This window comes from Bradyrhizobium sp. CCBAU 11386 (assembly GCF_028128955.1).
GTDB lineage: Bacteria > Pseudomonadota > Alphaproteobacteria > Rhizobiales > Xanthobacteraceae > Bradyrhizobium.
The window spans coordinates 130,349-142,773 of the sequence record NZ_LBKA01000246.1; the positions used below are offsets into that span (position 1 = coordinate 130,349).

Below are 12,425 nucleotides of genomic sequence, written 5' to 3' on the forward strand. Positions count from 1 at the left end.
CGCATTTGGCTGGTGCGAACCAACCAACGACTTCGTCATCCCGGACAAGCGTAGCGAAGCGGAGCGCAGATCCGGGATCCATAGCCACAGGATTGTGTTTGGTGAAGACTCGGAGTTATCAGGTCGTGCGACAACCACTCCCTGTGGTTATGGGTCCCGGATCTGCGCTGACGCTTGTCCGGGACGACAGCGGTGGGTGAGGCAGCCTGCCCACCCGCCCACGTTACTGCTTCGCATCCGCTGCGTGCAGCACCGCCTTGCAGGCCGCCGGCATCTGGGCCAGCGTCATCGGCGGTTTCGGCTTTGGCGGCTCCGGCGGCGGCTTGGGGTGCAGCACTGCATCGGAGAACCAGTAGGCGAGATCGGCGTCCTTGCAGCCTTCGTCCTCGGACTGCGACGGCTGGCCCTCGCATTCGCCGGCGCCCGGCGGGCAGCGCATGCGGATGTGGAAGTGATAGTCATGGCCCCACCACGGCCGGATCTTCGACAGCCAGGAGCGGTCGCCCTTGGCCTCGCGGCACAGCGCCTTCTTGATCGCCGCATTGACGAAGATGCGCTGCACTGCCGGCTCCTGCGCGGCGTCGCGCAACACCAGCACATGAGACGGTGTGAACACCTTCGGGTCGATGTCGAGCCGGTCCTGCCGCACCATCATCACCGCGGACATCTCCTCGCGCTCCTCGCGCGAGAGACGATGGTCCGGCATCGGCGTCAGCCAGATGTCGGCATCGAGGCCGATCTGATGGCTGGCATGGCCTGACAGCGCCGGCCCGCCGCGCGGCTGGGCGATGTCGCCGACCAGGATGCCCGGCCAGCCCGCGTCCTTGTGCGCCCCGGCCGCGAGCCGCTTGATCAGCGCGATCATCGCGGGGTGGCCGAAATTGCGATTGCGCGACAGCCGCATCACCTGCCAATTGTCGCCGTTCAGCGGCATCCGTTCGGCGCCGCCGATGCAGCCCTTGGTGTAGGAGCCGATGACATGCGCCGGCCCTTTCGAGGGCAGCAGCTTTCGCGCGAACAGCTCCTTGGCGCCGATACTGGGATCGTTGGGGTTGGCGAGCGGCGGCAGCGGCTTTGGGTCGACGCTGCCCTTGTCCTGGGCCAGCGCGCCGCCGGCGGTCAGGAGTGTCATGAAAAGCAGGAGAGAGGCGAGGCGGCGGGGACTCATGCTGATCACCTTATAGCCCAACGCCGCGTCAGGGTTAAGAATTAGGCTCGTCCGCCTCGGCGGCCCGGCCTCGCATGGCGATCTCTCGCGCATGCGGCGGTCTTGTTCGCGCGGGGTCCAGTGCGAAGGCGCGCAATCGGACGATCCGCATCGAAAATCCCAGGCCGGCCGGCCGTTTTTTAACGGCGCGATAACCCTATGCTGCATTGACCAAAATTCATGCGCGGCGTGAGGAATACGCGCGGCTCGCATGCAATCGCACGCGATTTCGGAAATGATTCAAGTGAGCGCGCAATTTTGCGCCAGCGCATCGTCCCATCGCGACGGCGAAAACGGGTTTGCTGCGCCTGCCGCGGTTTTCGCGCCTCGCAAACAGGCACAGCAGGGCCGACGATCCCGCGGCCAGGCCGGCGAAGATTACTTTTTTTTCAGACACTTGCCCCAAAACTTGCGGTGGCAGGGCGCGACTGGGATATGTGAAGTTGAGTTTGGGGTCTCGAAAACCAGGAAAGCGAAAGCGCAACGTGCGCGCTGCGGCCGGCAGGTCGCCGCGCAAGCCGCGTTTCGCGCGCGCCTCGCTTCGGCCCGCCGAACACGACGAACTCGTGCAGAGCCGCGCGGAGGCCGAAGCGGCCATCATCGAGGCGCGCAGATCGCATGAGCGGCTGCGCCAGGCCGTCGACCTGCTGCCGCAGGGCATCGTGATTCTCGACCCCGAAGGCCGCTACGTTCTCTGGAACAAGCAATATTCCGAGATCTACAGCAAGACCGCCGATCTGTTCGCGGAAGGCGCGCGGCTCGAAGACACGCTGCGCGTCGGCGTCGCCCGCGGCGACTATCCGGAAGCCGCAGGCCACGAGGAAGAATGGATCGCCCAGCGGCTGAAGAAGCTCTATCAGCCGGGCGCGCGTCACGAGCAGACGCTGTCGGACGGCCGTGTCATCCTGATCGAGGAACGCCGCACCGACGACGGCGGCGTCGTCGGCCTGCGCGTCGACATCACCGAGCTGAAGCAGCGCGAGGCCTCGTTCCGCCTGCTGTTCGACGGCAATCCCGTTCCCATGATCGTCTGCGCGCTCGACGACGAGCGCATCCTCGGCGTCAACGACGCCGCGGTCGCCCATTACGGCTATAGCCGCACCGAGTTCGAGAAGCTGAAGATCCGGTCCCTGCAGGCCTTCGACAGCGAGCCGCCCTGGACCACGGATCGTTCCAGCGACGAGCAGGCCGCGCGCACCTGGAAGCACGTCAAGGCCGACGGCGCGCTGATCGACCTTGCGATCTATTCGCGCGAACTGACCTATGCCGAGCGGCCCGCGGTGCTGCTCGCGCTGATGGACATCACCGAGCGCAAGCGCGCCGAGGCGCGGCTGGCCTTCATGGCCCAGCATGACGGGCTCACCGGCCTGCCGAACCGCAACCTGTTGCGCCAGCAGGTCGACGAGATGCTGCTGCACACGCGGCGCAGCGCCGAGAAGGTCGCGGTGCTGATGCTGGGGCTGGACAACTTCAAGGCGGTCAACGAGACGCTCGGACATGCGATCGGCGACAAGCTCTTGCGCGGCGTCGCCAAGCGGCTGCGCTCCACCTTACGCGAAGAGGACGCGCTGGCGCGGCTCAATTCGGACGAGTTCGCGATCGTGCAGAGCGGGCTGACCCGTCCCGAGGACGCGGTGATGCTGGCCAAGCGCCTCCAGGAGGCCATCGCCGATCCTTATCTGCTCGACGGCCATTCCGTGGTGATCGGCGCCTCGATCGGCATCGCGATGGCGCCGGCCGATGGCGACGATTCCGAAAAGCTGCTCAAGAGCGCCGACATGGCGCTGTCGCGCGCCAAGCTGGATGCGCGCGGCACCTTCGCCTTCTTCGAGGCGGCGCTCCATGCGAAGGCGCAGAGCCGCCGCAAGATCGAGGTCGAGCTGCGCGACGCGATCCAGAACGACGTGCTGCGGCCCTACTACCAGCCGCTGATCGACCTCTCGAGCGGCCGCATCACCGGCTTCGAGGCGCTGGTGCGCTGGCCGCATGCCGAGCGCGGCATGGTCTCGCCGGCGGAGTTCATTCCGGTCGCGGAGGAAACCGGCCTGATCAATCCGCTCGGCGGCTTGATGCTGCGCCGCGCCTGCTTCGACGCCGCGACCTGGCCCGACGACGTCCGCGTCGCCGTCAATCTGTCGCCGCTCCAGTTTCGCAGCGGCAATCTGCTCTCGATGGTGACGGACGCGCTGAAGCAATCCGGACTGCCGCCGCGGCGGCTCGAGCTCGAGATCACCGAAACGCTGCTGCTGGAGAAGAGCGCCCAGGTGCTGGCGACGCTGCATGCGCTGCGCGCGTTGGGGGTGCGCATCTCGATGGACGATTTCGGCACCGGCTATTCCAGCCTCAGCTACTTACGCAGCTTCCCCTTCGACAAGATCAAGATCGACCAGTCCTTCGTGCGCGATCTCGGCGCCAACCGCGAGGCCCAGGCGATCATCCGCTCCATCGTCAGCCTCGGCAAGGGCCTTGGCGTCACCATCACCGCCGAAGGCGTCGAGACCGAGGCCGAGCTCAGCTGCCTCCGGGCCGAAGGCTGCGACGAAGGCCAGGGTTTCCTGTTCAGCAAGGCCCGCCCCAATATCGAGATCATCAGCCTGCTCGCCGCACAGCGCGGCATCGACGGTGCCGAGGACGAAGACGCCGCGATGGTGGCGTGATCTCGCGGCTCGCATAGCGACCCCTTGCGCAAGCCGCGCCTTTTCCGGCCTGCATGGTTCGAGACGCCCGCTTAGGGCGGGCTCCTCACCATGAGGGTCAAACATCTCGCCGCGAAACAAGACCTCATCCTGAGGAGCCCGCCTACAGCGGGCGTCTCGAAGGGTGGGCCACGAGCGCCCCCGTGATCATTCCGCCTCAGCCCCCCGACAAAATCGCCTTCCCCACATCCTCATAATGCGTGTCGCGCGCCTGGATCTGCTGCGCGATGGCGTGCATGTCGCGAAAGCGCCGCTCGAACGGGTTGCTGCGGAACACGGCCGTGGCGCCGGCCATGTGATAGGCGGCGTCGACCACCTTCGCCGACTGATGAATGGTCCAGGTCGCGGCGAGGCGCACCGCGCTGCGATGCGCCGCGCTGAATTCGCCGGTCGCAGACAGGTCGCGCCACATCGCGCTCGCGGTCGCATAGAGATAGGCGCGCGCGGCGCGAAGGTCGCCTTCGGTGCGGCCGATCAGACCCTGGACCGCCTGGTTGTCGCGCATGGCGCTTGCTGCGAGCGACTGGTGCTTTGCCCGCGCCAGCGCAATCGCTGCATCCAGCGTGGCGCGCGCCACGCCGAGCGACACTGCGGCAAAGCCGAGGCTGAATGTCGAGCCGGTGCCGATCCTGTAGAGCGGACCGGTCTGGCGCAGCGCGGACGGCACGTCACGGAACGCAGTGAAGCGCTCGGGGATGAAGAGGTCGCTCACCTCATATGAATCCGTGCCGGTGCCGGCGAGCCCGATCGCCTGCCACACGTCATGCAGTACGGCGCTCGCGACCGGAAACAGGATGGTGCGCACCTCGGGCGAGCCGTCGGCATTTTTGCGCGGCGCACCGTCGGCGTCGACGATGCGGACATGCGCCCCCAGCCAGCTTGCCTGCCGCGAGCCCGAAGCAAAGTCCCAGCGCGCTGTGACGCGATAGCCGCCCCCGACCGCGCGCGCCTCATGCGCGATAGCACCCCAGGCGAGGATGCCGGGCGCCGCGTTGAAGATCTCATGCGCGGTGTCGTGATCGAGCGAGGCCGCGATCATCGCGCAGACGCCGCACTGGCCGAGACACCAGGCCGTGGAGGCATCCGCCTTCGCGATCTCCTCCAGCATCTGCATGAAAGCTTCGATCGGAACCTCGGCGCCGCCAAGGCTCTGCGGCAGCAGCGCGCGATAGAGCCCGTTCTCGATCAGCGCGGCGACGACATCAGGCGTCAGTCGCCGCGTCCGCTCGATCTCGTCGGCCTCGCCCGCGATCAGCGGCGCCAGCGTGCGGGCACGTTCGACCAGACCAACTCCGGGAGTTGCGTTCATGCGCGTTTCCTCGCCCGTTCTGTTGTGAGCGGCAAGGAGGCGATGGTGGTCTATTTGGCAGGGAGGATCAAGATCACATCCCAGCGCTTCATCCGGGCTTCTGACTATTCAGCGAGCCATCGCTCCATGATGATCGTGCGCTCGTCACCATGATAGCTGTCGCGCACGGCATTGAACCCGAGCTTTGCGTAGAAGGCTTCAGCGGTGATCGACGATGGGACGGTCAGCGCGGAAATGTCCCGATCGCGCGCCGTCCGCTCGATCTCGGCCATCAGCAGCTTGCCGATCCCGCGGGCCTGAACGTCGGGAGCCACGAAGACCGTGCGAACGACGCTTCCATCGAGGCTCGCCGTTCCAACGACGCGGCCGCCGAGGATGGCGACGAAAACGGTGCGTTTCCCGATCAGCTCCCGCACCGCGTCCGGACTGAAGCTGCGCTCGACCCGTTCGATGATCTCGTCCGTATAGTCCTTCGCATTGGTCTCGCGCAGCGCCCGCAAGATGACGCCGCTGATGTCATCGGCGTCATCGTCGCGCGCGGGCCGGATCGTGCAGTCCATGGATCGCTCCACCGCAGCCTTGACGCCGACGTCTGTGCCACAGCCTGGGCAATCGGCTTGTCGCGCAAGCGCACTTAATGCTACCGTTGGTAGCATATTCACGGGACGCCGTCCAAGGGGGACCTCATGACGAAGCCACGCCGCCGCGATGCTCGCCTCGTCGCGGCTGTCACCCGCGCCGCGCCGACGGAGTCGAAGCTCGACGACGCGTCCATGAGCGACATCGTCGATGCGTTGGCAAACGGGCAGGTCACCGCTACGGCGCTGGCCAATGCCTATCTCGCGCGCATCGAGGCTTACGACCGCAATGGGCCCATGCTCAATTCCGTCCGTGCGCTCAATCCCGACGCACTCACCATCGCGGGCAAGCGCGACGGCACGAGGCCGTCGGCCAGGCGGCCTCTGGCCGGCGTCCCCATTTTGCTGAAGGACAACATCGCCACCGGTGACAGGCAGCCGACCACGGCGGGCTCGCTGGCGCTGGAGGGCGCGCGCGCCAAAGGCGACGCCACCATCGTCAAGCTGCTGCGAAACGCCGGCGCCGTGATCCTCGGCAAGGCGAACCTGACGGAGTTCGCCAACATCCTCGCGATCGACATGCCCTCGGGCTATTCGTCGCTCGGTGGTCAGGTGAAGAATCCCTACGTGCCGACGCTGCTGGACGATCGCGGCATCCCGGTCGTAGACCCCGGTGGCTCGAGCTCGGGTTCGGCGGTCGCTGTGGCCGCAGGTCTGTGCACGGCCTCTGTCGGCACCGAGACCCCCGGCTCGTTGCTGCACCCTGCCACCCGGAATGGCATCGTCACCGTCAAGCCGACCGTCGGTTTGATCAGCCGTGCCGGCATCGTGCCGATCGCGCACAGCCAGGACACCGCGGGGCCGATGACGCGAACCGTGCGCGACGCGGCGATGCTGCTGAACGTGCTGGCCGCCAAGGATCCGCTCGACCCCGTGACAGAGCGGCAGCGGAGGCCGGCCGATTACACGGCAGACCTCGCACGCGATGCGATGAAGGGTGCGCGCATCGGCGTGCCGAGCGACCCCGGCGATCCGCTGAACGATCCTTATTACGGCAAGTTGCCACCCGACAGGGCCAAGCTGATGGCCGAAATGATCAAGGTGCTGGAGGATCTGGGCGCCGTCATCGTGCGGGCCAGCATGCCGGCGGCTGGCTGGATGAGCGGACCGGGTACGACCATGGCCGTGCTCAATCGCAATCCGCTGAGCGGCAACAAGGGCAATCCGGTCGCGCAGCGGATCGTTTTCCTCTACGAGCTGAAGCACGATCTCAACCTCTACCTGAAGGATTGGGCGACCCGCACCGACATCAAGACCATCGCGGACATCATTGCCTTCAACGAGGCTCATGCCGACAAAGCGCTGCGCTTCGGCCAGGATCTGTTCCTCGCCGCCGACAACACCCGGGGCGACTTGAGCGAGCGCGAGTACAAATCGGCGCGCGCCATGGACCTGCTCACTGCCAGGACGCGCGGCATGGACGCCTACATGAACCGGCACGAGCTGGACGCCGTCCTGTTCCCCGGCGCGACCGGCGCGGCGATTGCCGCCAGGGCCGGCTATCCCAGCGTCATGGTGCCCGGCGGCTTCGTCTCGGGCGCCGACGGCAAGGACACGCCCGACTATCCGCTCGGCGTCGCCTTCGCGGGCCGCGCCTGGAGCGAGCACAAGCTGCTGCGCCTGGCCTATGCCTACGAGCAGGCGTCCAACATGCGCAAGCCGCCGCCGGGCTTGGCTCCGCTTTAGATTTCAAGATTCGCCTTGCCTGGCGGTGCTCACACGCCTCGCGGGTCGGGCCGGACGGCCATCGCCCGATGCTCAGCCGTTCGGCAGCCACCACCCGAATATCGCCACTGCGAGGCACGCCAAAAGGCAGATGGCCTGATGGCCCATTTCCATCAGTACCGGACCGGCGCGGTGTCCCTCTGAAAAACCTGCCTCGACCAGTCCAGCAGCCAGACCACGAGATCAGGACTGAAAGCCCTGATCTTCCTCTCGGCATAGCCATCCCGCAGCATGCGGCCGCAATCGACGCACAAATAGATCGCGACGACGCGAGCGACGATCTCACACAGGAAAAACCGCATGCACGCACCCGTTCATCGCGTATGGATTCGACGACCGGGCCGCATGGCTCGTCAATCGGCGGGGGCCGTCATTGCATTGGCACTACCCGGTTTGGTGCGGTTGGATTTGGTCCTGGTTCAATGGCAGGGCGGGTCATGTGTGCGCGCGCCGACGATCCGAGTGGCGCAGAACACAGCCGCCATTTGCTGGTTGCTACGAGCTTTTCCGGCGGAAGCGGTCAAAGCAGAAGTGGGGCGCCTCATTTCGGCCGACGTCGGCTATGGGGCCACATGCTGACACCGTCTACCCCCAATGATAGCATGGCTCTCGTCACCGGCCTGCGAGGTTGTTCTCATAAGCGCGCAAGGAACGTGTGAGGAGGCAAGTCCAATGAATTGGGGAGCGCTCTGCAGGCCGCGCGGTTGCCGCGGGTTCTTATTGCCCGCCATTCTCGCCTCCGCGCTCTGGGCGCCCTTGGCATGCGCGCAGGACGTCCGAAGCTCTCCCGGCGAGCCGGGGCCGGTCTTTTCGGATAGCGGCCCCGATGCCGAGATCTACGGCGCGGCTGAGGGCTATCCAGTCGGCACGCGGGGGACCACCACCCAGCTTGACAAGCTCGTCGGGGTCTACAGCCATTTCGGCGAGATCTACCCCTCGCGTCCGATCGCTCGCGCGACGGCGCCCTGGCAATTCAAACGCGCGCCAGAGCCATCGATCGCCTACAGTTTCGGCACGGAACGGCTGAGCATCGCGGACTACCTCAAGCGCAACCCGGTGACAGGACTCCTGATCGCCAGGGACGACACCATCCTGTACGAGCACTATCAATATTCGCGAACCGACCACGACCGCTTTCTTTCGCAGTCCATGGCCAAGACGCTGGTGGCCATGCTGGTCGGGATCGCGGTCTCGGAAGGACGAATCAAGTCGATCGACGACCTCGTCTCAACCTACGTCTCTGGCCTTGCAGGAACGGAATATGGAAACACATCCATCCGGGCCTTGTTGAATATGTCTTCGGGCGTCGAATTCTCGGAAAACTATGATGGGCACGATGATATAGCCCGGCTTGGGCGAGCCCTGTTCGTTGGAGAGACAAAAGATCCCGCCGCCATCGTCGCGCAATTCAATACCCGAACCGCACCGCCGGGGACCAGATGGCACTATGCAAGCGTGGAAACCGAGATACTGGGCCTGGTCCTGCGCGCCGCCACGGGCATCCCGGTTGCCGACTATCTCCACGACCGGATCTGGGACGCCATCGGCACCGAAGCGGATGCCTCATGGGCGATAGACAGTAGCGGGCAAGAGATTGCTTTTTGCTGCTTCAACGCAACCTTGCGCGACTATGCGCGCCTGGCCCGGTTGCTCGCACACGACGGCGCCTGGGAAGGTCGTCAGTTGATCCCCCGGCAGTGGCTGTTGGATGCCACGACCGTCAGACCAGGCGATAGTCATCTCGCTCCGCGAGTGGCGACACCCTTTTTCGGCTACGGCTATCAGGTGTGGCTCCTCCCTGGCGAGCAGCGCAGATTTGCCCTGCTCGGCATACGCGGTCAGGTCATCCTGGTCGATCCAGCCTCGAAACTCGTCATGGTGCACACTGCCGTTCGCCAAAAGCCGTCCGAGCCGGGAGCCCTCAGGGAGCCGCTTGCGTTGTGGTCCGCCGTGCTTCAACAGCTCGGGAAATGATGATCTGGCAGTTCTTTGAACCTCATGGCGGCGCACCTGGTTGCCCGCTATCGCATTTTTGAGACATTGATGGCTCGACCTTGTCGGCATGGACCGGTCTCGATCGTCCTTGGGTGGACACATCTCGGAAGTGCTGTGGATGGACCCCGCACACTTAAGGGATGCCGTCACCTTGAGCCGTGAAAATCGAACCAGGAGCAATGTTCATGAGGATCAGCGTCGAAACCACCGTAGCAGCCCCCATCGATCGGGTCTGGCGTGCTTATACGACGCCTGCCGACATCATGAAGTGGAACGCCGCGTCCGACGACTGGCATACGACCAAGGCTACGGTCGACCTGCGAGAAGGCGGTGTCTTCTCGTCTCGCATGGAGGCCAAGGACGGCAGCATGGGCTTTGACTTCGCCGGCACCTACACGAAGATCGTTGAACATAAGCGGATCGAGTACGCGTTTGGCGATCGAAAGGCCGAGGTCGAGTTCGGGCCCGGCCCGGACGGCATTGTCGTCCGCGTTGTCTTCGATAGCGAACCGACACACTCGGTTGAGCAGCAGCAAGGCGGTTGGCAGGCGATCCTCGACAATTTCGCACGATACGTGGAGGCGAAGCAGAAGACGTCGTGAAGCCGTGCGGGGGCAGGAGAGGGAGGTCTCTGACGGGCGTCGTCGGCCTTCTGCGCGGAGTGCCTGACGGAAACTGAACAGTCCGGGAATAGCCGGCTTCGGGTCGGCCGTGTCGGTTGATCCCTCAGCCGGCGACCTCCGGTTTGCGCCGGACCCCGGACATGCCGTTGTGCTGCGTTCACCAACGCGATGGGCCAAGAAGAGAAGTGCGATCTAACCGCTCGTCGCAGCGCGATAGAAGGCTTCTACCTTGCCCAGGTCTTTTGAGTGAGTGCCCTCTCGATCCGTTCTTGTTTTCGAATCAACGCCGGCAGGTCGCACCGACCGAATAGCTTCTTTGACATTGTCTGGTCCGAGGCCACCAGCAAGTATTACTGGGGTACGAACGCTCTCCACTATCGTTCGACTGATGCTCCAGTCGTGCGTCACGCCCTGCGCGCCGATTTGCACATCACCTGTGCGATGACTGTCGAGCAGGATCCAATCGACAACCCCATCATATGCTTGCGCCACACCTACTGCCTCAGGTCCCGTGACAGGTACGCTGCGCATGAATTTGGTCTTCGGCAGGGACTTTCGCAGCGCCACGACAAGATCAGGCGTAAGCAATTCGCTTGCTGCGCCAAGATGAACAATGGGCGGATCAAGCTCTCTCGCCATCCGTTCGATAAGAGCGACATCCGCCGAAAGGAACAGCGCGGAAAGTACGGACGGCGCCCGCATCATCTTCATAACCGCTAACGCCTTCTGAACCGGAAGCTCCCGAGGGAAGGCTCCATCGCCGACGAGCACGCCGACATGATCCACGCCGATTGCCGATATCGCCTCGGCTTCCGCAGGTGTCGCGACTTCGTAAATTTGCGTCAGCATTGTCTTACACGTTGCCACCACTCAGTTGAGTAGACAGGATGGGCTGGTCTTGGGTCAACGGCCGTTTTGGGTCAATCGCGTCGGTCGGGCGCTCGGCTAACCGCTTCCGATCGAAGTCGTCCTTGCTGGCGACGCGCTCCCTGTTGCAGATCAAGCTCGTAGGATGGGTAGAGCGAAAGCGAAACCCATCAAATCTCGTCCTCACCATCGGATCGAGCGAACAGGAATGACCAGATACTTCGCCCGCGAGGACGATGGGTTTCGCAAGAGCTCAACCCATCCTTCGCCCTCCCTTCGGACATGTTCGCGTATCGCTTCTGAGACGGGCGGCGGGCGTGGTGTCAGCGAGTGCCGGCAGGATTCCCACAAGCAACGATGTCGCGGGGAGATTTTCGACCCGCTACCTCCGGCGGAGAGAATACTGCCAGGTACCCTCCGTCCCCTGCGAGCCTATATGTGGCGACCTCGCGATAGCCGACGGCGGTCAATTCGCAGCGCAGGAGCTCGATTGGCGTGCCATGCTTCGACGTCGGAAGCTCAAGATCGACAATTCCGACCCGTGCACCCTGCTTCAAGGCGGGCGCGAGATTGTAGAGGAAGGCATAGGGTTGAGCTATCTCGTGATACATGTGCACAAGGATTGCGGCATCCAGCGAGGAAGCGGGCAGACGCGGGTCGTGTGATTCGCCGAGCGCGAATTTCACGTTCGTCAACTTCAGAAGTTCTGTTCGCCTGGCGAGCTCTATGAGGTAATCCCGCGTGACGTCCTGGGCAACGACAGAGCCGGCGGGTCCGACGAGGTACGAGAGTCTGACCGTGTGGTAGCCGCTGCCTGCACCAATGTCGCCGACTGTCATGCCAGGTTTCAGTTCAAGAACACGTGCGACCTGGCCGGCCTCATCGAGAGCGTCGCGGTGCTCTTCGGCGGAGCGGCGTGGGCTGACAATCCGTGCAACAGGGCGCTGCGGTGAGGGGAACTCGTTTGCAGCAACTCCGGGGGGAGCCAGATAACCTATGTCAGCGGCGCATGCGCGAGTTGCAGCAAACGCCACAAGTAGCGTCGCTGCATAAACCAGTGCCGTCACGCGCCTACCAAGCTTTCTCAATCGGTCCAGACGCAGTCGCCCAGGTTTTGTGAGCTCTAGATGTGCGCCCACCGTCAACTCAACGAGGTTCAGTGTAGCGGGCAACTCCATCCGTGCGCCTCGCGCTTACGCCCACCTATCGCACCTGAGAGCAAATCCTATCAACCCAATAGATCTGCATCGGGTCAAGCCATTAATGTCTGTTGCCAGTCAAAATGCGCCGTTCAGGCGGCACGCCGTCCGCTTCCGGTCTACCCCTATGGGCCGACAAATTGGCGTTTCGTCTGCACTTCGTGTT

Annotated in this window: 10 protein-coding genes; 4 read left to right on the top strand and 6 right to left on the bottom strand. The window is 64.3% G+C overall.

What is annotated here, in order from left to right; genetic code table 11:
- Positions 1-223: 223 nt before the first annotated feature.
- Positions 224-1,168, bottom strand: a complete 945-nt coding sequence (gene mepA, locus XI09_RS30125) for a penicillin-insensitive murein endopeptidase (protein ID WP_271570073.1) — start codon at positions 1,166-1,168, stop codon at positions 224-226.
- A 524-nt stretch (positions 1,169-1,692) separates the two neighbouring features.
- Here mepA and XI09_RS30130 point away from each other — a divergent pair.
- Positions 1,693-3,864 (top strand): EAL domain-containing protein, encoded by a 2,172-nt coding sequence (locus XI09_RS30130; RefSeq protein WP_271570074.1) that lies wholly within the window; start codon positions 1,693-1,695, stop codon positions 3,862-3,864.
- Between the two features lie 196 nt (positions 3,865-4,060).
- Here XI09_RS30130 and XI09_RS30135 read toward each other — a convergent pair whose 3' ends face one another.
- Complete coding sequence (locus tag XI09_RS30135) at positions 4,061-5,212, bottom strand: acyl-CoA dehydrogenase family protein (protein WP_271570075.1); 1,152 nt, start codon at positions 5,210-5,212, stop codon at positions 4,061-4,063.
- 104 nt (positions 5,213-5,316) lie between these two features.
- The gene (locus tag XI09_RS30140) at positions 5,317-5,772 is read right to left on the bottom strand and encodes a GNAT family N-acetyltransferase (protein WP_271570076.1); all 456 of its coding nucleotides are present in this window, start codon (positions 5,770-5,772) and stop codon (positions 5,317-5,319) included.
- A gap of 126 nt (positions 5,773-5,898) precedes the next feature.
- Here XI09_RS30140 and XI09_RS30145 point away from each other — a divergent pair, with 126 nt between their 5' ends.
- A complete protein-coding gene (locus tag XI09_RS30145; RefSeq protein ID WP_271570077.1) occupies positions 5,899-7,536 on the top strand; it encodes an amidase family protein in 1,638 nt (545 codons plus the stop codon).
- Positions 7,537-7,688: 152 nt separating this feature from the next.
- Here the strand turns inward: XI09_RS30145 and XI09_RS30150 are convergent, their stop codons facing one another.
- Positions 7,689-7,877 (bottom strand): hypothetical protein, encoded by a 189-nt coding sequence (locus XI09_RS30150; protein ID WP_271570078.1) that lies wholly within the window; start codon positions 7,875-7,877, stop codon positions 7,689-7,691.
- A 418-nt stretch (positions 7,878-8,295) separates the two neighbouring features.
- Between XI09_RS30150 and XI09_RS30155 the strand changes: the two genes are divergently transcribed.
- Both XI09_RS30155 and XI09_RS30160 read left to right on the top strand, forming a co-directional pair.
- The gene (locus XI09_RS30155; protein ID WP_271570079.1) at positions 8,296-9,549 is read left to right on the top strand and encodes a serine hydrolase domain-containing protein; all 1,254 of its coding nucleotides are present in this window, start codon (positions 8,296-8,298) and stop codon (positions 9,547-9,549) included.
- A 206-nt stretch (positions 9,550-9,755) separates the two neighbouring features.
- Positions 9,756-10,172, top strand: a complete 417-nt coding sequence (locus tag XI09_RS30160) for an SRPBCC family protein (protein WP_271570080.1) — start codon at positions 9,756-9,758, stop codon at positions 10,170-10,172.
- Positions 10,173-10,385: 213 nt separating this feature from the next.
- On the opposite strand, the gene XI09_RS30165 is transcribed toward XI09_RS30160, so the two are convergent.
- The gene (locus XI09_RS30165; protein WP_271570081.1) at positions 10,386-11,042 is read right to left on the bottom strand and encodes a phosphoribosylanthranilate isomerase; all 657 of its coding nucleotides are present in this window, start codon (positions 11,040-11,042) and stop codon (positions 10,386-10,388) included.
- A gap of 341 nt (positions 11,043-11,383) precedes the next feature.
- Entirely contained in the window at positions 11,384-12,127 is a 744-nt protein-coding gene (locus XI09_RS30170) for a class I SAM-dependent methyltransferase (protein ID WP_271570082.1), read from the bottom strand.
- Positions 12,128-12,425: the final 298 nt, after the last annotated feature.

What these genes read in the sequence shown, in the direction of transcription:
- XI09_RS30135 (WP_271570075.1), bottom strand. Translation starts at nt 5,212, where the DNA reads ATGAACGCAACTCCCGGAGTTGGTCTGGTCGAACGTGCCCGCACGCTG.
- XI09_RS30160 (WP_271570080.1), top strand. Translation starts at nt 9,756, where the DNA reads ATGAGGATCAGCGTCGAAACCACCGTAGCAGCCCCCATCGATCGGGTC.
- XI09_RS30145 (WP_271570077.1), top strand. Translation starts at nt 5,899, where the DNA reads ATGACGAAGCCACGCCGCCGCGATGCTCGCCTCGTCGCGGCTGTCACC.
- XI09_RS30150 (WP_271570078.1), bottom strand. Translation starts at nt 7,877, where the DNA reads ATGCGGTTTTTCCTGTGTGAGATCGTCGCTCGCGTCGTCGCGATCTAT.
- mepA (WP_271570073.1), bottom strand. Translation starts at nt 1,168, where the DNA reads ATGAGTCCCCGCCGCCTCGCCTCTCTCCTGCTTTTCATGACACTCCTG.
- XI09_RS30165 (WP_271570081.1), bottom strand. Translation starts at nt 11,042, where the DNA reads ATGCTGACGCAAATTTACGAAGTCGCGACACCTGCGGAAGCCGAGGCG.
- XI09_RS30140 (WP_271570076.1), bottom strand. Translation starts at nt 5,772, where the DNA reads ATGGACTGCACGATCCGGCCCGCGCGCGACGATGACGCCGATGACATC.